This window comes from Alistipes sp. An66, assembly GCF_002161445.1.
In the GTDB taxonomy this organism is placed as follows: Bacteria; Bacteroidota; Bacteroidia; order Bacteroidales; family Rikenellaceae; genus Alistipes; species Alistipes cottocaccae.
On sequence record NZ_NFHT01000001.1, the window covers coordinates 49,105 to 72,566 of the forward strand.

Genomic DNA, 23,462 nt, shown 5'->3' on the forward strand with positions numbered 1-23,462 from the left:
CTGTTTTTTGCAATTCGGTTTCGGATACAAGGTAAATCGCTTAATTTTGTTAATGATAACAAATTAAGCGACCTTTTGATTCTAAAAGTTCCTATCGAGTTATTGAAAAACAAAAAACTATAGATTTATTTGCAATTAGCTTTCCTATATTCTTTGGGGGATAACCCGAATCGAGCTGCAAACTCCTTATAAAAATAAGATTTGCTGCTGAACCCCGATTTGTACATGATTTCCTGTACGGTCAACTGTGTTGTACGGAGAAGTTTAGAAGCGCGATCCAAACGGACCATCCGGATATATTCTCCAGGCGTTTTCCCCGTGAGTTCTTTCAATTTTTCATAAAGCGAAGTTTTTCCGATGCCGATGAAATCGGAAATGGCCGTCGGATTGAGTGATTCGTCATCGATGTTATTCTCGATGAAAACGACGATTTCGTGCAACATCCGTTCATCTTCATGGTGAAGCGTAATTCCTTCGCGCACGGTCACGTCCGAACGTGCCGAATTGAAATACTCTTTCAATACTGTGCGTTTGTGTAATAATTGTTCGACTGTCGCTAAAATATGACGGGGATGGAACGGTTTGGTGATGTAAGCGTCGGCGCCGTGTTCTACTGCTACTATGCGATCTTCAATGGACAGTTTTGCTGAAACGCTTACGATCGGGATATGAGCCGTACGTTCATCAGAACGGATGCGGTCAATCAACCCAATTCCGTCGAGTCTGGGCATGACAATGTCGCACAAGACTAAGTCGGGCAGGTTTTGCCGTAGCATTTCGAGTCCGTTGTTACCGTCATTGGCCGTCAGCACGGTGTAATGTGGAGCCAGAATATCGCGGAATAGTTCACGAACATTATAATCGTCCTCTACGACCAATACCGTAAACCGCGTTTGTTCGATCTGCATTTTCGGCACATGGAGGACGACTGCTTCCTGTGTCGGTTGTACAGACGTTACATCGGAAAGCGGCATGGGAGGAACGATGACTTGGAACTCAACATATTCATTTAACCGGCTCTCCACTGAAATCCGTCCGCCGAGCAGTTCGGTAAGCCCCTTGGTAAGATTTAGCCCGATTCCCGTACTTATGGCATAGCGTTGTTGGGTATGTTCGAAAATCCGGAACCTGTTGAATACCTCGGCACACTGCTTTTCTGTAAGGCCCCGTCCGGAATTACGTACACGGAACCGAATGGAGCCGTCCGGTTGCATATTGAGCCAGATTCGGATATATCCTTTTTCCGGCGTATATTTGAATGCATTGGAAAGAAGATTGAAAATGATCTTTTCCAGTGCATTCCGGTCCGTTGTAAAAGGCTCTATCCGACCGATATGCACCGATAGTTCGATTCTGCTTTCACCTGCTATCTCCGTATAATTGTCTACGATAGAATTGAGCATGGAACTCAAATTGATAGATTCTGCACGGAGAATCGTATGTCCTGAATCTGCCTTACGGAACTCCATCAATTCATTGAGCAACTGCTGCATTCGATCAGCATTATTTTTGATGAGGTGCACGTACCGTTTTGCATAGTTATCCAGTTCCACTCGTTCGAGTAACTGCTGTGCGGGACCGTAAATCAGGGTCAACGGCGTGAAGAACTCGTGAGCAATGTTCTCGAAGAAGTTGAGTTGTGATTCGTGCATCTTTTGTTGCTGCCGTTTTTCGATATGCTCCAACAAAAGTTGCCGGTTCAGCCGGATTCTGTTGCGAATGACTGAATAGACGATAGCTGTGATAAGTGCCGACAAAACGAAATAAGCGAAAATAGCCCACCCACTGAACCACCATGGATGCCCCACATGCAGTTCGAACATGGACGTTGACTTACTCCACACACGGTCTCCGTTTGTATAGCGCACCTCGAGCTGGTAACGCCCCGGCGGCAGTCGGGTGATGGAAACGGTGGGGTTGCTTCCATTGTAGATCCATGCATCTGAAAAATCGGCGATTCGATATGCGAATACGCAGTTTTCATTGTTGATCAAATCACCGACACAAAATGTTAACGATACATGGGCTTCGTTGTAGGTTAAGTTCAGCACGTTCGTTTTCACCCGATCATAAACATTCAACTCCTTGTTGTTGATCCGCAAGCCGGCAAGCCTGATTTCAGGCTCAAAATTACGCAGGCGCATCTCTTCCGGATTGAAGTAGCTGAAACCTGCCACACCCCCGAAAAAGACATCCATTTCATTATCTCGGAAATAGGCTCCATCCGAAAACTCATCGTTTTGCAAACCATTGCGAGATGTGTACTGAATTGCCTTCCCGGAAAGCCGGTCAATGCAAATTATGCCGTTGCCTGTACTAATCCATAAATTACCGGCCAAATCTTCCACGATACCGTGAACCGCCGGATCTCCCAGTTCATTTTCACCCGGGAATCCCGTGATCCGCATCTGTCCATCTTTTTCCGTCAACCGATTCAATCCGTAACTGGTTCCGGCCCACAACCCGTCGTCTGCTCCTTGGATCAGCGAAAGAATGTCTCTATTTTTTTCTCCTGCGCTCTCTGCCGGGTCATCGGTATTTCCGAATCGCTCCCAACGGGTGTCAAACCGCACGACACCGCCACCGCGGGTCCCGAGCCAAAGTATATTGGGATCGGTGCCGCGGACGATGGAATAAATAATGTTGCTGCCCAGAGCTGCATGGGCTCCCGAAGCTTTGTACTGCCGGATGTCGCGGGCGACGTATCCTTTCCCTGGGTGGTATTCCACGCGAATGCGGATTAAGCCCGAACCCGAGGTCCCGGCCCACAGGAGCGAGTCGCCATGACTGAAAGCGAGGCTGTATATCGACTTGACAGAAAAATCGTCCGCCGGAAGGTACAATCGGCTCGGAATATCTTTCCCGCGCAGCAAATAGTTGATGCCCTTGCCTTCTGTCCCGATGAAGATATCTCCGCGGCTGTTCTTGCGCATACTGTAAACGGTATTGGAGATCAGTCCCTGTGCCGTGGTAATCTCTCCTGTAATCATTCGTGTGCGTTTGTCGAACAATTTGATCCCTTCGCCTTTCGTTCCTACCAGTATCGTACCATCGTCCCGTCGGGCAAAACAACGGACCGGATAGGCGGTATGAACCGTTCGGAAAGGTGAGGTATATTCGAAAATCTTCAACAGCCCCCGCCCGTCGGTTCCTACCCAAACGATCTCCTGAGATCCGGCATAGAGCGAAAACACTGCCGTTCGGGAAGGAAACGCATCGATGGACTCGGTACGCCTCGTATGCAGATTGTAACGGACGAGTCGGTCTCCGTTTCGATCCGTGAGAAAAAGCGATCCGTTTCGATAAGCGATTCGCCCGACCTGCGGCAATCCGGTTTCGATCGACAGCCGCTCTCGCGTACGAAGATCTACCGCTTCCAATGTCTTTCCGTAATTTATTACCAGCATATTCCCGGCCAAGGCCATGTCCGACACCGGACGTTCCGTTTCCAAGGGGGACTCCTCTGTGAGAATGGGAATCTTACCGCTCTCGTCGAACAGCAATCGGTAGCACCGGATCTCCCGCGATTCGGTTAGCAGATAGATGCGATCGGTATCGTCGAGCAGCATGGATAGCACCGCAGAATCGCCTCCGCGGACCGGAACGAACTGTGATTCTTTTTCTTCTGCCCGATAAAGATAGAATCCCTGCTGTTTCACACAGACCAGCATCTCCTGCCGGGAGGTTCTTCCCATCAGGCATGATAATGTCCCTTTCGGCGAAATGTTTTCGTACCCGGGGCGATAGTTGGTGAAAAGTTGCGTTCGTTCATCCCAGCGGCTCACACAATCGTTCGTCACTACCCATATCGTAAGCGAATCCTGTTCAATAATTTGCCGGACAACATTGTTGCCGATGCTTCCTGGGGAATTCCGCTTATGTCGGTAGATCCGGAACGTCCGTCCGTCGTAGACATTCAGCCCATCCCAGGTTCCTACCCAAAGCCGGTGGCGTGAATCTTCGCAGAAACAGTTTACGGAATTGTTCGACAATCCGTTCTCATTGGACAATCGTTCGAGCATATATTGTTCCCCCGCATGAGAGGCCAAGCCCGTCAGGCAGAATGTCAGAATGAGTAACGGATATTTCAGCTGTTTCATATTGCTAAAATAACAAGCCGGACCGGGAAAACAAAATTTTGCCTCCCGGGAAAATCGAGACAGAACTTTTTTCGGAACAGAGAGGACCTTTTTCAAAAGCGTAGAATACGTTTCCTGAAGAATAGAGAACTATGTTGTCCCGACGGTTGTCTATTTTTGCAAAACCTAAATTAACCATTATGAGGAAATCATTCAATGTCATTTTGCTCCTAATGGCCGGGATCATGGTTTCCGGCTGCGGAGGTGCGGGGCGTTCCGGAACGGAAAGCGCCGCAGGCGGAAATAGGTTGCCGGAATGGGCCTTGGGCGGATTCGTACGTCCCGCAGAGGTTAATCCCGTTATCCAGCCTGATCCGCGAGTCAAATTTTTCTGTCCGATGCGCAGGGATTCTGTCGGATGGATGGAAAGCGATACTTTCAATCCGGCGGCGACCGTCAAGGACGGAAAGATCTGCGTACTTTTCCGTGCCGAGGATAATTCGGCGACGGGTATCGGCAAACGCACTTCGCGCATAGGTTTGGCGCAAAGCGAGGACGGCGTGACGATGGAACTCCGGCATGATCCGGTACTTTTCCCGACAGAGGATGCCTTGAAGTCGTACGATTGGCCGGGCGGATGTGAAGATCCGCGCATTGCCGTAACCGAAGATGGCACCTATGTAATGCTTTACACATCGTGGAACCGCCGGATTCCGCGGCTCTGTGTGGCTACGTCGCGAGATTTGGTGAATTGGACGAAACACGGCTACGCTTTTCAGAAAGCTTACTCAGGGCGTTTCCGCGACTTGAAGAGCAAATCGGGATCGATCGTAACCAAACTCGACGGCGATAAACTCGTCATCTCGCGCGTAAACGGTAAATATCTGATGTATTGGGGTGAACGGATGATCAATATTGCCACGTCGGATGACTTGATCAACTGGACTCCGGAATTGGATGAAAACGGAGAACTGAAAGGCGTGGTCTATCCGCGGAATGGCTATTTCGATAGTGCGCTGACCGAATGCGGTCCTCCGGCTGTGCTGACCGATAAAGGCATCCTTTTGCTTTATAACGGTAAGAACCGGGTTGACGCCCACCGCGACATGCGTTATCCGGCAGGGACTTATTCCGCAGGACAGCTTTTGTTCGACTCGGAGGATCCGGGAAAGGTACTCGGGCGTCTTGACGTGCCGTTCTTCCGTCCGGTGGATGATTTCGAGAAGAGCGGGCAGTATAAAGACGGTACGGTCTTCATTGAAGGATTGGTTTATTACAAATCCAAATGGTATCTTTACTACGGCTGTGCCGACTCATACGTCGGGGTTGCCGTCTACGATCCGGAGGTCGAGACGCCCGGAGATTCCGTCCCAGAAACGACCGAGGTATGAAACGGATACTTGGACTATTTCTGTTATTGGCATCGGGAATGTTCGCCGGAGCACAAACTCTCACCGTAGCCAGTTACAACCTCCGAAACGCCAACCCGAAAGATGCGGCTCAGGGAAACGGATGGGCGCAACGCTGCCCCGTAATCGCCGATCTCGTCCGTTTCCACGATTTCGACATTTTCGGTGCGCAGGAGGTGCTTCATGGCCAACTGCTGGACCTGCTTGCGGTTTTGCCCGATTATGATTATATCGGTGTGGGACGTGACGACGGCGTTGAAAAAGGCGAATACGCTCCGATCCTCTACAAGCGCGACCGGTTCCGGCTCCTTGACTCGGGACACTTTTGGCTGGCTGAAGATTCCACCCGGCCTGTCAAAGGCTGGGACGCTGCTTACGTACGCATTTGCACTTGGGGCCGGTTTCTCGACAGGAAAAGCCGCAAACGGTTCTGGTTTTTCACGTTGCACACCGATCACAAAGGTCAGCGTTCACAGATAGAAAGCTGTCGGTTGGTATTGGACAAGATCCGGGAGATGTGCCGCGGTGAACGTGTCGTTCTCACGGGAGATTTCAACGTGGGCGAAACGAGTGACTGCCATGCTCTGCTGTGTGAATCCGGAATACTTGGCGACGCTTACGATGCGGCGCCGATCAGGCTGGCAACCACTGGCACGGAAAATTGGTTCGATCCCGATGTGAAGACTTTCCGGCGTATCGATCACGTTTTCATAACACCCGGTTTCCGGCCGTTGCGCTACGGCATTCTGACCGATACTTATCGAGTTCCTACTGACACGGCGGGAAAATACCGGGCACACACGCCTTCGGATCATTTTCCTGTCGTCGTGGAACTGGACTATTGAGTATTGGCAGAAATGGCCTCGAAATGTCGTGGCGGGACTTATCTTTTGCTCGGTACGCCATTTCGGATCAATTCGTAAATCTACTAACTGAATAAATTATGAAACATTTTCAAAACTATCGGCTGTTCCGGCCGCTCGTCGGAGCGATACTGCTCTTGATATCGTTCTTTTCGGTTAGTCCGGTCGCCGCACAGACCTCACAGTCTGTTGTATCGGTCTCCGGTCGAGTAACCGACACTTCGGGACAGCCGATCCCCGGTGCCAGTGTCATTGTGAAAGGCACGACCATCGGCGTTACTACAACGGACAACGGTTCGTTTTCCCTGCACAATGTTGCGACAGGGGCCACGGTCGTTGTTTCGTTCATAGGTTATGCCGACCAAGAGTTCAGCGTACTTGCCTCGAAAGACGTTTACGATGTCGTATTAGCCGAGGATGATACCCTAATCGACGATGTGGTCGTCGTAGGTTACGGCACCCAGAAAAAAGCGAATCTGACCGGCGCAGTAGCACAGGTGACGTCGAAAGAGTTGGAAAATCGCCCGGTCGCCAATCTCGGACAGGCTTTGCAGGGTATGGTTCCCAATCTCAACGTGACGGTTTCTTCGGGCAAACCCGGTGCAGGAGCCAGTTTCCAGATTCGCGGCACGGGTTCGCCCAACGGCGGCAGTCCGCTGATTCTTGTCGATGGCGTGGAGAGTTATCCCGACCGCATCAACGCCAACGACATCGAAACGATCTCTGTGCTGAAAGATGCGGCCTCGGCTGCCATCTACGGTGCAAAAGCCGCTTTCGGCGTGATTCTGATCACCACGAAGAGCGGCAGCCGGAATCAGAAAGCAACGGTATCCTACGATGGCTATTTCGCTTTCTCGGCGCCGACGACCTCTACCGATTACGAGACTCGCGGCTATTATTCGGCCGGCATCGCCGATTTTTTCATGGAATCGGGTCGCGGCGTACGTTATACCAATTACACCCCGGCCGACTATCAGGCCATGTGGGAACGGCGTAACGACAAGACAGAACATCCCGATCGTCCGTGGGTCATCATCGACAACCGCTTTGGACGCGAAAACTACGTCTACTTAGCCAACTTCGACTGGTACAACTACCTCTACGACATGAGCCGTCCCACGACCGATCACAATATCAGCATTTCGGGAGGCAGTGACAAGATGTCTTATCTCGTCAGCGGACGATATTATTCGCAGGAAGGAGTACAGAAACTCGGAGACGACGGCTATAAATCGTACAATATCCGTTCGAACCTTTCATTCGAGGTTCGCCCGTGGCTTGAAATTAAGAATTCCACACGTATGTTTAGCGGTCGCTATACTTATTCGGGAGTGGAGAGCGAATCGACCAACTGGCGCCGTCCGGGAATGCACTGTCTGGCCAGTTTCGTCCCGATGAATCCCGACGGAACGTCTGTGGCTTATACTTCTCTGACTTACTCTTCGACGCACTTCCCGTCGGACGGATGGGTCGCTATGATGCAACAGGGAGGTACCGGAGGCCACAATCTGACTCAGGAAATGGCCACCAAATTCGATTTCATCTTCAAAATTCATAAAAATCTGACGGCACAGGCCGATTTCGGTTATAAGAAAGGGTACCTGCGCAATGACTACCGGGAGATGGATGTACAGTATTCGAAATACCCGGGTGAGGTGGAGACGATGACAACCAATTACTCCGACTCCTATCGGGAGGTAGTCTACGATCAGAATTTCTATACGGCGAATGCTTTCGCCACCTACAAAAACGATTGGAACGGACACAACTTGGAGGTGATCGGAGGTTTCAACTACGAGACACGCCGCCATCGAGATCTGAAAGTTACACGTGAAGATCTGCTGACTAAGGAACTCTCGGATTTTAATCTCGCTGTGGGTGAAATTCCCGAACTTACCGGAGGCCGCGACGAACGTGCAACCGTAGGCATCTTCTATCGAGCAGCCTACAACTATAAAGGACGCTATTTATTCGAGATAGACGGTCGTTATGACGGATCGTCGAAGTTCCCTCGCGGGGATCGCTTCGGATTCTTTCCTTCGTTTTCGCTGGGGTACAGGATCAGCGAAGAGAAATTTTTCGAGCCTGTCCGCAGCGTAATCGACAACCTTAAAATTCGGGCCTCTTACGGTACGCTGGGGAATCAGGATGTAGGATCGTACGATTACATACAGAGCATTAACACGCAAAAAGTAATGGGCAACTACACGTTCGACAAGGTCAGCGGGGGCGCTTATGCCTATGCAGACGATCCGGTAGCGGGCAATCTCACCTGGGAGAAAGTGGTCCACAAGAATATCGGTATTGATTTGAATATGCTGCGTTCGCGCTTGAACCTTACGTTCGATGCTTATATCCGCGATGTAAAAGGCATCCTGACTCAAGGAAAATCGCTGCCGTCAATTTATGGTGCTGATGAGCCTATGGTCAATGCCAATGACATCCGTACCAAAGGATGGGAACTGGCACTCGGCTGGCGGGATTCGTTCAAGGTCGCCGGACGTCCTTTCCATTACGCTGTGACGGCGACCTTGGCTGATTATACGGCCAAGTACACCAAAGTGGATAACCCTTCGGGAATTTTGAGCGACCCCTATGTAGGCAAAGAGGTGGGCGAAATATGGGGATACCGTATAGATGGTTTGTTCCGGACGACCGCCGAAGCCCAGGAATATGCCTCCCGGATCGATCTGACCGAAGTCTGCTACGACTATTTTCGCACTGATGCGGGCGAATACGGACAAGGAATTCAAGCCGGCGATATGAAATATCTCGATCTGAACGGCGACAATGCCGTAAATGAGGGGGCAGGTACGCTCGATAATCCGGGTGACCGTGTGAAAATCGGAAACAGCACCCCTCGTTATACCTATGGTCTGAACCTGTCATTCGAATGGTGCGGATTCGACATTTCGACCTTCTTTCAGGGCGTAGGACGTCAAGACTGGTATCCTGCCAACGACAACATCAAATTCTGGGGTCCCTATGTCCGTCCGTTCGCATCGTTCATTCCACGCAATTTCATGTCCGATGTTTGGAGTGAAGAGAATCCCGACGCCTATTTCCCCCGCGCTCGTGCTTATTCGGCCCGCGATTCCAAGCACTCAATGCGCAACGTCAACGATCGTTACCTGCAAAATCTGGCTTATTGTCGCCTGAAAAATCTCACTATTGGGTATAGTTTGCCCGAACGATGGATATCAAAAGTAGGACTTTCGAAATGCCGCATCTATTTCAGCGGTGAAAATCTGTTCTACTTTACGAAATTGCACAGCGATTTTATCGATCCGGAGCAAGCGACTACCAACAGCGGAAATTCGGACGCCTATCCGTGGTACAAAACCTTTGCTTTCGGCGTCAACCTGACATTCTAAACATACGACCATGAAACATACGATCATCAATGCGTTGTTCCTCTCCGCAGCTATAGCCTGTATATCGTGCGAGGACATGCTCGACTATCAGCCAAAAGACCGTCTCTCCCCGGATACCTATTTCAAGACGGAGACCGACTGCGAACTTTGGACAAACAATTACTACACCGTCTTCCCGTCCGCCGAGGGTATTTATAGCGAGCCTTACGATGTTATCGTGCGCGATGTGCTGGCCGACGAAATATCGGGAGTGCGCAAGCCCATGCCGACCGACGGTAACTGGAACTGGGAAAAGTTGCGTGAAATGAATTTCTTCCTTTCACGTGCATCGCAAGTCGAGGATGAGTCCGTACGACTTGAATACGAGGGTCTGACCCGCTTTTTCCGGGCCTATTTCTACTTCGAGAAGGTCAAACGCTACGGCGATGTACCATGGGTGGACCGTCCGCTGGGTTCGGATGAAGAAGAACTGTACAAAGGACGCGATTCGCGCGAGTCGGTTATGGAGAAAGTAATGGAGGATGTGGATTTCGCCATCGCCAATCTGCCCGAGGTGCAGAATGTCTACCGCGTAACCCGATGGACGGCTCGCGCTTTGAAGTCGCGTATCGCGTTATTCGAAGGGACATTCCGGAAATATCACGGACTCGACGGATATGAAGAGTTTCTTCAGGCGTGCGTCAATGCTTCGGAGCCTTTCTTGACCGGGCCTTATTCGATTTACACGAGTGGCAGCACGCCTTATCAGGATCTTTTCACATCTCAGAATGCCATTGAGACAGAGATTATTTTGGCGCGGGCCTATACGTCGGCCATCAGCGGTATGACGCACGATGTCAACGGACACCTTACGGGTGCGACGATGGGACGTCCCGGCATGACGCGCAACGTGGTCAACATGTACCTCATGCGCGACGGATCACGCTACACGGATCAGGAGAACTATGCTATCAAGACATTTGTCGAAGAGTGCAAGAACCGCGATTTGCGCATGGCGCAGACACTCCGCACTCCGGGGTACAAACGAATCGGCGGCAGCAAGGAACTGGCTCCGGACCTTTCGCGCTCGACGACCGGATATCAACTTATCAAATATCTCACCGAAGAGAAATATGACGCAAACAAAGCCTCGACCAACGATATGCCTCTTTTCCGGTTGGCGGAGGTGCTGCTGAACTATGCCGAAGCCAAGGCCGAACTGGGAACGTTGAAACAGGCGGACCTTGATAATACGATCCGGCCGTTGCGTGTTCGTGCCGGGTTACCCGACCTCGACATGGAAGAAGCGAATGCGAATCCTGATCCTTATCTCTCCTCACCCGAAACGGGATATGCCAACGTGACCGGAGACAACAAGGGGGTCATTCTGGAAATCCGCCGCGAGCGGACGCTCGAAACTCCGATGGAGGGACTTCGTTACTGGGACATTGTGCGTTGGAAAGAAGGCAAACGTTTCGAGAAGCCTATCGAAGGGCTTTACTTTCCCGGTACGGGTGAGTACGATCTTGACGGGAACGGGTCGGTTGACGTTTGCATATACGATACCGAGAAGGCTCCGGGAAACAGCGCCGACGTACTTTACCTTAAATTAGGGTCGGATATCGTTCTGAGCGAAGGAACGAGCGGCAATGTTTTGGCTCATAGTACACAGCAACGTATCTGGAACGAAGCGCGCGATTATCTTTACCCCATTCCGACCGATGATCGGGTGCTTACGCAGGGGGCTATTTCACAGAATCCCGGATGGAATGACGGACTGCCTTTTTAATCTAAAAACGAATCGAAATGAAAACATTGAAAACGATAGCCTTGTTATTCTGCTTGGCAGCAGGTGCATCCGCCTGCCACGATCTGGAAGGGGACAATTCCGATTTTGATCTCGGATTTGCCTCCGGGAATGGCGGTTCAAATCCTTATGTCGATGGTTACGACCGGCTGGACAACTCCCTGCGCCTGGCAACCTACAATACTCATCGCTGCGAAGGGCCTATTACACAGGATCCGGCCTATGATCGGGCGCACTACGACATGACGGCCAAGGTCATCAGCCTTGTGGCACCCGATGCCATTGCCCTTCAGGAACTGGATGAAAAGACCTCTTGGCATCGTGTCTCGCAGATTGAGGAACTGGCGAAACGTACGGGAATGTATGCCACGTTCGGTCGTGCCATCGACCAGCGGGGAGGGCAGTACGGCAACGGGATTCTCTCGCGCGAAGAGCCTCTCTCGCACGATATACTTTCCCTGCCGAACCCCGATCAAACCGAAGCCCGCATCGCTCTGGTAGCCGAATTCGAGCGTTTCGTCTTCATCGCCACGCACTTCTGTCACAAATCGGAGGTTAACCGTACGGCGGCTGCCACGCGGCTGAATGAATATGCCGCAGAACACTTCCAGACGTCGGACAAGCCAGTCTATCTGGCTGGAGACCTGAATCTGAACAGGACGACGTCGGATGCTTTCATTGAACTGCTCAAAAGCTGGAAAATCATCTCCTCGAATGACTACACGATGTCTACGGGAAACACCCGCATCGACTACGTTTTGGTTTACACAGGCAATCAGGCTTCTTGTGAAGTACTCGGAGCAGCCGTTCCGACTTTCTCGGAAATCGATGTCTATACCGTCTCGGACCACCTGCCTGTTTTCGTAGACCTCAAGAAAGAGTAAATGCCCAATTAAAGACTGTGTTGTTATGAACAAGATATTTTCAAATGCCCGGCGGTTTTTCGCACTGCTTTTCATACCGGTATTGGCCGCAGCATGCGTAAATCAAGATGTCGATCTTCCGAATGCGTCGCTTCGGGCCGATAAGACGCAGATTGCCGCCCCTGCCATGGAGTCGGATTTCACGGTCGCTCTTAAAGCCAACTGCAATTGGCAGGTCGTCATCGAAGACGAAGACGCTCAATGGCTTTCCATTTCCCCGAAAACAGGTCTGGGAAATGCCGACATTGTTCTTTCGCTTATGCCCAATACCTCGACTGTTCGAGACGCGGAAGTGACGATTCGCTCTACCGACGATCCGTCGCAAACTCTGACGGTTTTCGTGAAGCAGTCCGCTCACGGCTCCTATCTGACGATTGCTGAACTGCGCTCGTTGGCTTCGAACCTGACGGTCGGAACTCCCGAATATACCATTACGGAGGACAAAAAGATCTGCGCAATAGTCAATACGGCTGCCATTGGAGCAAACCTGCCTGGCGGAGTTTTCGGCATACAAGATGCCAAAGAACCCGGTTCGGGCATCCTCGTCCGCACGGAAGAGCTTTCGTGGAACGACTTCGGTGAAGAATTGGAAATTCCGGTTAAGGGTGCCGTGCTGACGCGCGATGAGAACGGAATACTCGAATTGCAACCCGCGGCCGATGCTGCCATAGTGCGGACCGAAACCTCGAATGTGCAACTCAGTCCGGTTGTCATCTCCCATGCCGATTATGTTGCCAAGACCTACGAATCGATGTACGTCGCCTTAGAGACCGTGCAAGCTGTAGCTACGGAGTTGACCGCTACGATGGATGGGCGCGTGGAATTCCAGGATGAAGACAATGAACGTTACGCGGTTTACACATGGTCGGGTGCGGCGTTCGTCGGAGCCGCCGTGCCGACGGGTAGTGGCCGGCTGGCAGGTATTGCCTCCCTGGTGGAGGGCGAAGAGGTACTCTTGCCCGTCACCGCGGAAGATTTCGCTCTTTCGGGAAACCGTTTCGGCGCCGCTTCGGGTATCCGACTGCCATATATCTTCTCGTTCAAGGCCAAAGGGGCCTCGGATGCCGATGGCATGTACTATAATACGATGCGGATGTCTGACGGATCGACATGGACGAATTTCCTTTCGGCACCGCCGGCCAAACAGATTGTGGAGCCGAACGACGGATCAGGTGTCACGATGACCTTTTACAGGAGCAAGGCTTCGTCGAATGGTAAAAACAACGGGGTGCGGTTTAGGGTTAATGCCGATAAGCTCGACAACATCTTCTCGCTCCAGCTGTGGGATACCGGAAATCCCTATCCCTATGTATTGTTAACCTATCCGATTGCAGAAACGGTTTCCGGGACGTTGTGGCTTTCATGCAGCGTTACGGGAACGAATTATGCCCCGCGCAATTATACCGTGCAAAGTTCGACCGACAACACGCTATGGGAAACATGCGGCGATTTGCTGATTCCTTCGGGCATGCGTAACGTTCCGCATTTCTTCTCTGTGCCGGTGACACTGCACGAAACGCTTAGAAAAGGCTCTACGCTTTATATCCGCATCATGCAAAAAGAGGACATCCGCATAGGCGGCGATACGAAGGCTACGGAAGGCGGCGAAGGTCGTCTGCACGCTGCGATAGTACTCGACCGGCCTTCATCCGATTTGACGACTTTCCCCGCCGGAGCAATTTATACCGAAGGTTTCGATCGGATCTACGGTGGTGTAGATTACTTGCTGGGAAGTGATAAACTGGTCAATATGAACGTCTTCTCGGGCGATGACATTTCGAATTGGAACGAAGAGGAAAAAGGCGGCTTGACCGGAGAGAACGTGAGTGCCCGTCCGGGTTACGTCCAGATCGGCCATGCACCGTTCCAGGCAACGCTGCCCAATGCCCTTTCCTGCCAAGTCGGTCAGTTGACCACTCCTGCTCTCTCGGCGTTGGCCGAAGCGACGGATATCGAGGTGACGCTGAAAGCAATGGCCTATAAGACAGGGTCGATGATGGCCGATGCCGCCGACAAGAAGGGTGATATGACCAGCTTCAAGGTCGAAGTGATCGGTGGCGGCACAATCGACGGTGGAACTTCAAAGGTGATATCGGGTATGAACTATCAGAGTTTCTCGGATTTCCGATTCCTGGTGAACGGAGCGACCTCCGCCACTCAATTGCGTTTCACGAGCGAAGCAGCCGAAGGCGGCTTTACGCGCTGGTTCCTTGATGATATATGTGTCGTAAAGCGTTAAGATAAAACGAATAAGCCTGCACCGGAAAGTTGTTTCCAGTGCAGGCTTATTTTCATAAACAGATATTCATGCCGATTTTTTCCTACTTTCGCAAAAGCGCACCTTCGGCACCGTTCACGGGCGACGACGCAGCACGCATGAAACTCTACAAAAAGCTCCGTTTCCAGAGCTTCATCGCCGGCACGGTCGGTTACAGCCTCTATTACGTCTGCCGTACGAGCCTCAATGTGGTCAAGAAGCCGATCCTCGAAAGCGGGGCGCTCGACGCCACGCAGCTGGGCATCATCGGCTCGGCGCTGCTGTTCGCCTATGCCATCGGCAAATTCGTCAACGGATTCCTCTCCGACCACAGCAACATCAAGCGTTTCATGGCCGCGGGACTGTGCGTTTCGGCCGTCGCCAACCTGCTGGTTGGGGCGTTGGGCTTCGCCAACGGCGGGGGCATGGTCGGCAATATGACGCTTTTCATCGCCTTCGCCGTGATGTGGGGCGTCAACGGGTGGTCGCAGTCGATGGGCGCGCCCCCGGCGATCATCGCCCTCTCGCGCTGGTACCCCCTGAGCAAGCGCGGCACCTACTACGGATTTTTCAGCGCCAGCCACAACCTCGGCGAGTTCCTTTCGTTCCTCTTCGTCGGGGCCGTCGTCGGCATCTTCGGCTGGCAGTGGGGCTTCGTCGGGTCGTCGGTGGCCGGGGTGTTAGGCGTGCTGGTGATCGTTTTCCTGTTGCACGACACCCCCGAATCGAAGGGCCTGCCTCCGATCGAGGTGCTGACCGGCGAGGAGTCCCCCGAGCAAAGCCACGACCACGGGTCCACCTCCGAACTCCAGCGTTCGGTCATCCGCAACCCCTTCGTCTGGGTGCTGGCGTTGTCGAGCGCCTTCATGTACGTCTCGCGCTACGCCATCAACGGCTGGGGCGTGCTGTTCCTGCAAGAGGTCAAGGGATATTCGCTGGCCACGGCCACGCAGGTCATCTCGGTCAACGCCCTGTTGGGGATCGTCGGAACGGTCTTTTCGGGATGGTTGTCCGACACGCTGTTCCACGGCCGCCGCAACGTGCTGGCTTTCGGCTTCGGCGTGCTGAACACCGTCGCCCTGTGCCTGTTCCTCTACTCGGGCGACAGCATGTTCGTCAACCTGCTGAGCATGGTGTTATTCGGTATGGCCATCGGGGTGCTGATCTGCTTCCTCGGCGGACTGATGGCCATCGACATCGTACCGCGTGAGGCCACGGGTGCCGCACTGGGTATCGTCGGAATGGCCAGCTACGTCGGCGCCGGGTTGCAGGACATCGTCAGCGGCTGGCTCATCAACTCGGGCAAGACGGTTACGGACGGTGTCACGACCTACGATTTCGACACGGCCACCATTTTCTGGATCGCGGCTTCGGCGCTGTCGTTCATTCTCGCACTTTTCGTTTCGAAGAAAAAGTAATATAGATGAAAAAAATTCTTTTTATACTATTTTGGGCCATAATTGCAAACGGCTGTTCTCAGAAGGAGATTGTCCTGAGGACAATGACCTATAATACTTATAGCGGGCGTAATGCCGGAATCGAAGCTATTGCCGATGCAATTCGCCGCAACAATCCGGATTTGGTAGCTTTGCAGGAAGTTGAACGTTTTACTGAACTAAATCCCGGCGACACACCAGCCATATTGGCCGAGATGACGGGCTTGAAATACCATGCCTTCATTCATGCACTCGACATTCGTTCCGGAGGAGATTATGGGAATGTCATCCTCTCGAAATACCCGATTCTGGAAGAGCGTAGTTTCAGATTGGGAATACCGGGACGAGATTACATGAGGTCTTTTGGATATGTCCGGATTCGTAAACAGGGACATGACATCTGTTTTGCCACGACGCATCTTGATCACAAAGCCGATGATTCTTTGCGGATAGCGCAAATTAGAGAAATACTTCGCTTAACGGAGCATATCAATATTCCAATTATTTTGGGCGGAGATATGAATGCCCGACCGGAAGAGGCTCCGATTCAATTATTGGCATCCAAGTTTAACGTGGGCAACTCTTGCTCGGAGCTGACGACCGACGATGACGGTGGAAAAACGATTGACTATTTGATGTATACTCCCGAGTCTGCTTTTGAAGTAATTTCTCATGAGGTAGATTATGCAGCCGCAAAAGCTTCGGATCATTATCCTGTTTTGGTAACTTTCAAATTGGCCTCTTTTTTTAACTGACACGGTAGGAATATTATTCGTAATAACATTATTCTCCTCTTAATCTCTTCACATCGTCGAGCAGTCTTTTTGCTTTCCGCTCCTTAACAGTCGCCTGCTCTAATTGTTCGGCTCGATGCCTTACGGCTTCCTCGTATCGTTCGACTTGGTTTCGAACGGTATCGCGGAGGTTTCTATACTGTTCGTCCCAAAATACCGTTTCCAATTCCATCAACTCCTTTTCGCCGATTTTCCCGCACATCTTCACGTAACGGTATTTCAGGTCGTTCACGGCCAACAGCCTATTATTTTCCGAGATTCGGTAGATGAATGCAGCTTGCAGGAAAATACCTCCCAGCATGATGAACATAGTCAGAAATGTTTTCGAGGATTTAATGTCGAGCGTATAGATGTGGCGGTGTTCCTGCACAGGCAGGTTTTCGGGCATTGCCGCTGCTTCGACGGCTTGGCCCACTTGCTCGATCAACGTATGCGTCTTCCTGTTCTCCTTGTCGATCACCTCCAGTCTCCCAGCTAACTGTTGCAGCAGCATGTCGTATTTGTTAACGATCTCCCGTTCCTGCTCGGTTTTTATTCCGGGCAAGGCTGTATACCGTTGCAGGTGTTCGAGCAGTTGCGTAATCTGTTCCTGCGAAAGTTCCGCAGCCTCTATCAGTCGCTCGATCCGTTCCAGTTGTACATTCTCCAAACCTGCGTTTCCTGCGCCGCCTGCTTTGGCGTTTTTGATGGCTTTGACAAGCGTTTCCTTGAGGTCTTCATACATTTCGATCGAGAGGTCGATCTTATTTTCGTCGTTCATGGTTTTTGAGATTTTCTAATTCGGTTACAGTTTTATTTTGGTTCTTCTTTTCTGTTCTTCCATCCTGCGGCGGTGCTCCGCCGCGGCTATGGCCATCGCTTCGGCCGCGGCATTGAGCAACGCCGTGATTCGTGCTATATGCTCTTCGGGACTTTCTCCCGGCTTGCGCTGCAACTGCTCGGCCGACACTCCGACGGGCGAACCGGTCGGCGGCAGCGGAATCCCGCCTGCCTTTCCGAGGTTTACCGATAGTGGCTCTTCGCGCGCACTGCCGCCGCCCATGCCACCGAACAGCCCTGCAAATGCCGAACGGTAATTGCCTGCCGCCGCCGAGAGGTTCCCGAGGAGCTCGGCCCGATGCAGCGCCTGCTGTTGCAGGTGGGTGAACCGGTTGTCGAGTTTTGTAAAACTGAAAGCCCTGTCGATCTTCGATCCGGAGAACTCGAAACCGTTTTTCGAGAACAGGACACCTTGTTTCCGGTCAGTATTTCCGCAATACTTATAGCGGACGCCGATGCCCTGTTCCTTTAATTTACCTTCCAACTCGTTCCAGTTCTTGCATTTGGGCAGACAGCCTTTGATCGCATCGTAAATTTCGTATTTGCTCTTGTCCGGTTCGCGCAGCTGTTCCCGACGTACGTCGTCCTTTCCCGACGCGAGATACAATCCGTACTTCTCGGTCAGCTCCCGGCATACCTTGGCATTCCGAAGCTTGATGTTCTTGTCCGATATGGTCTGCCCGTTGTTTCCGACCCGGTTGTAGACCAGATGGCAGTGCGGATGGGGTTGGTCGAGATGGCGTACTAATAGATACTGCGTATCGGTGATGTCCATCTTTTGCATATATTCCTTTGCGATCTGCGTCATCAGGGCGTCGGTCATCCGCGGAGCGTCCTTGGGTGAGAAAGACAGCGAGATATGCCCGACGGTGTTTTTCAGCCGCGGGTTCAATAGAGTCTGGTCTTTGAAGTCCTGCACCATATCCTTTACTTCCGGAGGCATAATGCCCTCAGCTTCCAATATCCGGGATTCTTCTTTCATCACATAACCCACCGTTCCCGAAAAGGACGAAGCGGATATTACCTTACCGACCATCGCATATCTGTTTCAGGAGTTTTTCGATGGCCGTGACGATCGCCGCATGCCGTACTCTGACAGCCGCCAGACCTTTGGCATTGGCCAGCCGGGTCAGCTGGTTCAGATTCCGGGCGACGCCTTTCAGTTGGGCCATGAAATCCAGTTGTTCGCGGGTGATCCGTGCTCTTACCGTTCCTCGGTCGATCAGCTGGCGCAGCACTTCGGCAGACGGTTGCCCTGCCTCGCGGCAAAGGGCCGAAAAGCGGAGTTTCCGTTCGGGACTGAGCCGGGTGCTGACGACATATTTGCGGATGCGGCCGATGCCGACTTTCGGGCGCCCGCCCTGTTTGCTGTATGTTTTCTTCGGTGTTGCCATGATAAGTGGTGTGTAAGCATTTTTTTGTTCAGACCAGCGGGATTTTACGGCGGCCACCGGGTAAGGCGGAGTTTTCGTCTACGAAAACACAACCTTGCCTTCCTTAAATCTTTACCCCTTTCCGACGCGGAGGCTCAATCGTCGTTGTTTCTGCTTTCGAGGGTTGAAGATTATTCCGGACAGTCTGAAGAGCCTTTGTTTCGGGGGCGTTCTTCTGTGTCGAAGGCTTTTGTGTTCGGCCTTTTATGCGGGCGATCAGATAGTCGTTTACGTCCTTGTGTCCGCTGTAAAAATGCCTTTGGTCGATTACCTCGCTGCGGGGGCAAAGACGGATCAGATCGGAGGTCGTTTTACGCCCGGCTTCGTCGTTGTCAAAGAAGGCGTGAATCACCGGATGCCGGGAGAGAAACGGGATGGCTTTGGGCAGGTTGACGACCGAGTTCAGCACGACCGTATCGCTGACCGGATGTATGTTATTCGCAAGCGACAGATACGAGAGAAAATCTATGAATCCTTCGAAGACCATGACGCTTGCATGGGATGCCGACATGGCTCTGTCCGATTCGCAAGCCATCGGATCATTGCCGGCATGGAATGATGCTGTTGCACCGGTTGCAGGGCAATCCGTGATTGCATCGTTGTCAGCGATTGCATTGATTGCACTGATAGCATTGCATCCTTTGAGTGTTGTAGTGTATTTGGGCGAGGAGCCGCCTTTGAACCGCTCGGAGCGCAGCTCCCAACCTCCGCAGTCATTCCGGAAGCCAATGGCGAAAAAGCAGCGGCTGCGGACCTGATAGCGTACCTCCCGACAATACGCCGCCGCAATCCCGGGCACAAGGCCACGGCGGGCAAGATATTCCCGGATGGGGATCCGGGGAGAATATGGGGTGGTATTCATTTTTCTGCAAGTTTGTTGAGAAAACAGTGTAAAATCCAGTGAAAGAAAAGGTTGACGTCTTACAACTTTCTTACACGGCATTCGGTGCTGTAAGCCCGTAAGAACCCGTAAGACTTTGTAAGAGGATTTGTAAGAGATGTAAGATTGTGAAAATAAGAAAGCTACCTTCTTTTTTCAACATTCTTACATCGCTGCTTCGTTCAGCAATCCGCCGAGCTGTTCCCGCGTGACGGTATAGATCCGTGCCGTCTTGCTGTCCTGCCGCTGCGTTTCGCCGTTGTAGGTAATCGTATAGCGTTGGTAGTAGGTAGGCGGTGCCGGCCGCAGCTGCCAGCTCTCGGTCAGCGTTCGCCGCACGGTGGGATGGTCAACCCGGATGCCGCGGATCTCCAGCATGTTCACCATGTCACTCACGTCGAACTGATACTCCTCCAGCTTCTCGCCATCCAGAATGTCGCGGATGATCGACAGCATCTCGGCCTCGGGCTTGCTGCGGTTGTAGTGGATGATCCGCCGCAGGGCCTCCGTCGCCAGGAGCCGCGGGGAGAACCACAGGCGGCTCTCCTCCCGGGTCGAGAGCGTGCGTTGTTGCAGAAAGAACAGCAGCCCCGGGATTTCAGTCTGCATCCGGGCAAGCAGCTGCTGGTCGTCGTGCGTCAGCGGCGGGATACGCCGCACCCAGTAGCGGGTCTCTGCAGCCTCGATCAGCACGGGATTGCGTTCGTTGTTGGAGCAGAGGACGAACTTGCCGAAAAACTCCACCTCCCGGCGGTCGCGGCCTTTGCCTCGGCCTTGTAGCTGCGGGCGGTCGAAAGGTTCTTGATTCGTTCGGAATCCTCGCGGCGGTTGAGAAGCACCTCGTCCACGCAGATCAATAGTTTACCCGTCCAGTCGTCGTTGAACTGCGAGCGGAACCGACGCCAAACCGAGAGTAATCGAATTTATTCGAATTACCGAGGTGCGAAGGAGGAAGGCACAGCCAAATCCTCGTTGGTATTGAAGGTCACGTTTCCGCCGAAGATCGACTTTAAGAGATTGAGAAAGGTCGTCTTTCCCGTGTTGCGTTCATCTGACACCAGCAACAATACCGGCAGCCGTTGCAAGGGGCGCAGGTAGAGCAGCTGCAGATAGTCATACCCCATCTCGACCTGCTCGCCGAAGATGTGCGACAGAAAGCCGCGGATGTGCGGGAAATCCCCTTCGGCCGGCTGGAAGGGAATCGGTTCGTAGCGGTTCAGGAAGCCGTGGATCTCCCGCCGGTAGTTCGTATGGTCGGGAACTGTGCAGAATCCGTCGTACTTCGGAATGCGGGCCAGGTAATCCTTCCCGAAATCCTGACGCAGGGTCTCGACATTCCACGCCAGGAGGGTCTCGATGCTCCGGCCGCTGCTCAGTGGCTGCTGAACCCGCTTGTAGATGGTCGTCCCCACGCGCAGATAGGCCGTGCCGGTCTCCTCTCGTTTAGCGGTCATGACGGCCTCCTTTCAGGATTTGCTGCACATCCGCCACACGATAACGACGCTGCCCGCCATACTCCACGGGGACAAGATAGCCGCTCTTTGCCCAGCGCCAAAGCGTAGAGGAGTCGACACCCAACAAGGCAATGGTCTGCTTTCGCGTGTACAATTCGCCCGTTTGCGGCAAGGCTGGCGAGACCAAGGGCGACGGGGCGACGGCAGTCAACTCCCGATGCCATTGTCGGAGATCCTCCAGACGGACGGTTACATGCACGTCACCGCCCATTTCATACAATTGTTTCAGGTCCATAACTCGATCTTTTATCGAACCCAACAGCAGGTTCGGCAGCGAATATAACAGGTGCTTCCTCTGCACCGGTTTTTGCAATCAAATCACTGCCATTGCACCGGAAAACAATTTCAGAAATAGCTACTTTTCAAGCTATTGCAATCGCATACAAGCCAAACAAAAAAATCCCTGCACCTCATCGGTGCAGGGAATATCGACAGAAAGATTCCGCTCCTATTGTTGGATATACTCCTTCAGGTTCTCCACCAAACGAATGCCGTAACCGCCATCCGTCGCCCGCAGTTTGGCCCGCAAGGTCTTCGTATTGTATTTGCCCAACGATTCGAATCCCGACTTCAACCACTCGGCCAATTCGCTCTGGTCATAAAACTGGTTGCGCGCCCCCTTGAAGGCATTCCACACATTCCATCCATAGTGGCACAAATCCCCGTAACCGATCCGATCGCCCCGGAGCCGGACCTGAGGGACCGACGCCGGAATCGCTGCCATGCAGGCCAAATAAAGCAGCCGACGCCGTAAAATCAACCGATTCGACTCATCAAGGGCTTCACCCAGGATTTGATCCGTATAGGTGTAGACCGTTGAAAGTGCATTTTCGAGAATTGGTGTCTCCGGGGCCGGATCGCCGGGAATCACATCGGATATCGCGACGGTCGGATCCAAGCTCTTTTCATCAGTCACCTCGACTGCGGGTTCCGGCTTCTCTTCCACGATAGAAATCTCATCCGATTTGGGCTGCTCACGACGGAAACGGCGAAAGAAACGCTCCGAAAGGTCCGCCGAAGTACCTATACTGAAATAGTAGAGTCCTGCCACGCAAAGCCCCGCGGGAACAAGCAACACAAGCGCCATCCAGAACGGGAAGCCCCGCGAAACCATGACGCAGAACAACACGATGAGGAAAAAGACAAGGACACTCGCCAGAATCAAACGAAGCCCTCGATGGAAATATTGATCGGAATTCATAGTTATAACCCGCTGAAAAAATCATCCTCAATTACCACTTTCCGAAACCGATTCTGCAACTCTTTCATCCGGTCAATCAGCTGATCGTATGGCAACGATTCTCCATAGATGAAGTATTCCTGCATCCGCTCATAGTCTCTGCGCCATATTTCCACCAATTCTTCGGGCGGAATAAACTGGATCCGGCTCGGATGGTGTGTCCGATAATCAATTCCTCGGATCGTATTGAATATACTCCGATGTTTGACAATATCGGCATACATTTTCGGATCTGCCAAAGCCTTCTTTCCGAAATCCGTATCCATCAACCGCTCCAGATCATACAGATGGCGCGTCATCCGCTCGACGCGAGGATTCTCTTTTTGGAACTCCTCATGCAGCAAAAATGCCTTCTCCAAAAACGTTCGCGTCGGTACGACCGCATAAATCGGGAACTCCAGTTTCCCGAACAAGTCGGGATATGCCTCGGCAATCAGCGGACGAATATCAATCCGCGCACGAGGTTCTTGCATCGATCGACAACTGAATTCGATTCGGATTTGCGACTCCACATAATCGATATCCGCATAAATACTCCGATAAGGCAAAAGAACCAATGTCGGGTCTGCATCAGAATCCTGTGTCGGGATAACGCGCAACTCAAAATCCAAAGCTCCGTATCCCGCCAGCAATGTCCGCATTTCTGCAACGAGGT

16 protein-coding genes and 1 pseudogene are annotated in these 23,462 nt (G+C 52.3%); 8 read left to right on the forward strand and 9 right to left on the reverse strand.

Annotated features, from left to right (window positions below; translation table 11 throughout):
* Positions 1 to 125 precede the first annotated feature (125 nt).
* A complete protein-coding gene (locus B5G16_RS00225) occupies positions 126 to 4,100 on the reverse strand; it encodes a hybrid sensor histidine kinase/response regulator transcription factor (RefSeq protein ID WP_087259913.1) in 3,975 nt (1,324 codons plus the stop codon).
* A 179-nt stretch (positions 4,101 to 4,279) separates the two neighbouring features.
* On the opposite strand from B5G16_RS00225, the gene B5G16_RS00230 reads away from it, so the two are divergent.
* From B5G16_RS00230 to B5G16_RS00265, 8 genes are all read left to right on the forward strand, one after another.
* Complete coding sequence (locus B5G16_RS00230) at positions 4,280 to 5,470, forward strand: glycoside hydrolase family 130 protein (RefSeq protein ID WP_204227966.1); 1,191 nt, start codon at positions 4,280 to 4,282, stop codon at positions 5,468 to 5,470.
* The gene (locus B5G16_RS00235; RefSeq protein WP_087259915.1) at positions 5,467 to 6,333 is read left to right on the forward strand and encodes an endonuclease/exonuclease/phosphatase family protein; all 867 of its coding nucleotides are present in this window, start codon (positions 5,467 to 5,469) and stop codon (positions 6,331 to 6,333) included. The genes B5G16_RS00230 and B5G16_RS00235 overlap by 4 nt, the downstream gene beginning before the upstream one ends.
* A 98-nt stretch (positions 6,334 to 6,431) precedes the next feature.
* On the forward strand, positions 6,432 to 9,725 hold the full coding sequence (locus B5G16_RS00240; RefSeq protein ID WP_087259919.1) for a SusC/RagA family TonB-linked outer membrane protein: 3,294 nt from the start codon (positions 6,432 to 6,434) through the stop codon (positions 9,723 to 9,725).
* 10 nt (positions 9,726 to 9,735) lie between these two features.
* Positions 9,736 to 11,493 carry a RagB/SusD family nutrient uptake outer membrane protein gene (locus B5G16_RS00245; RefSeq protein WP_087259921.1) on the forward strand — a complete coding sequence of 586 codons (1,758 nt, stop codon included), beginning with the start codon at positions 9,736 to 9,738 and terminating at the stop codon, positions 11,491 to 11,493.
* Between the two features lie 17 nt (positions 11,494 to 11,510).
* Positions 11,511 to 12,395, forward strand: a complete 885-nt coding sequence (locus tag B5G16_RS00250) for an endonuclease/exonuclease/phosphatase family protein (RefSeq protein WP_087259923.1) — start codon at positions 11,511 to 11,513, stop codon at positions 12,393 to 12,395.
* 25 nt (positions 12,396 to 12,420) lie between these two features.
* The gene (locus B5G16_RS00255; protein ID WP_087259925.1) at positions 12,421 to 14,673 is read left to right on the forward strand and encodes a DUF5689 domain-containing protein; all 2,253 of its coding nucleotides are present in this window, start codon (positions 12,421 to 12,423) and stop codon (positions 14,671 to 14,673) included.
* Positions 14,674 to 14,741: 68 nt separating this feature from the next.
* Positions 14,742 to 16,109, forward strand: a complete 1,368-nt coding sequence (locus tag B5G16_RS00260; RefSeq protein WP_087260495.1) for an MFS transporter — start codon at positions 14,742 to 14,744, stop codon at positions 16,107 to 16,109.
* Between the two features lie 5 nt (positions 16,110 to 16,114).
* Entirely contained in the window at positions 16,115 to 16,882 is a 768-nt protein-coding gene (locus B5G16_RS00265; protein WP_087259927.1) for an endonuclease/exonuclease/phosphatase family protein, read from the forward strand.
* Between the two features lie 28 nt (positions 16,883 to 16,910).
* On the opposite strand, the gene B5G16_RS00270 is transcribed toward B5G16_RS00265, so the two are convergent.
* The 8 genes and pseudogenes from B5G16_RS00270 to B5G16_RS00305 form a co-directional block, all read right to left on the reverse strand.
* A complete protein-coding gene (locus B5G16_RS00270) occupies positions 16,911 to 17,681 on the reverse strand; it encodes a hypothetical protein (protein WP_087259929.1) in 771 nt (256 codons plus the stop codon).
* Positions 17,682 to 17,705: 24 nt separating this feature from the next.
* Positions 17,706 to 18,776, reverse strand: a complete 1,071-nt coding sequence (locus tag B5G16_RS00275) for a relaxase/mobilization nuclease domain-containing protein (RefSeq protein ID WP_087259932.1) — start codon at positions 18,774 to 18,776, stop codon at positions 17,706 to 17,708.
* The gene (locus B5G16_RS00280) at positions 18,766 to 19,134 is read right to left on the reverse strand and encodes a MobC family plasmid mobilization relaxosome protein (RefSeq protein ID WP_087259934.1); all 369 of its coding nucleotides are present in this window, start codon (positions 19,132 to 19,134) and stop codon (positions 18,766 to 18,768) included. Before B5G16_RS00280 ends, B5G16_RS00275 begins: the two co-directional genes overlap by 11 nt.
* Positions 19,135 to 19,237: 103 nt before the next feature.
* Entirely contained in the window at positions 19,238 to 20,035 is a 798-nt protein-coding gene (locus B5G16_RS12810; RefSeq protein ID WP_239405895.1) for a toprim domain-containing protein, read from the reverse strand.
* 183 nt (positions 20,036 to 20,218) lie between these two features.
* Positions 20,219 to 21,507, reverse strand: a pseudogene (locus B5G16_RS00290) (primase-helicase family protein).
* The gene (locus B5G16_RS00295) at positions 21,497 to 21,802 is read right to left on the reverse strand and encodes a helix-turn-helix domain-containing protein (protein WP_087260500.1); all 306 of its coding nucleotides are present in this window, start codon (positions 21,800 to 21,802) and stop codon (positions 21,497 to 21,499) included. The pseudogene B5G16_RS00290 and the gene B5G16_RS00295 overlap by 11 nt, the downstream one beginning before the upstream one ends.
* Before the next feature lie 213 nt (positions 21,803 to 22,015).
* Positions 22,016 to 22,768, reverse strand: coding sequence for a hypothetical protein (locus B5G16_RS00300; RefSeq protein WP_087259936.1), 753 nt, complete (start codon positions 22,766 to 22,768; stop codon positions 22,016 to 22,018).
* Between the two features lie 2 nt (positions 22,769 to 22,770).
* Positions 22,771 to 23,448, reverse strand: a complete 678-nt coding sequence (locus B5G16_RS00305) for a nucleotidyl transferase AbiEii/AbiGii toxin family protein (protein ID WP_239405896.1) — start codon at positions 23,446 to 23,448, stop codon at positions 22,771 to 22,773.
* Positions 23,449 to 23,462 lie beyond the last annotated feature (14 nt).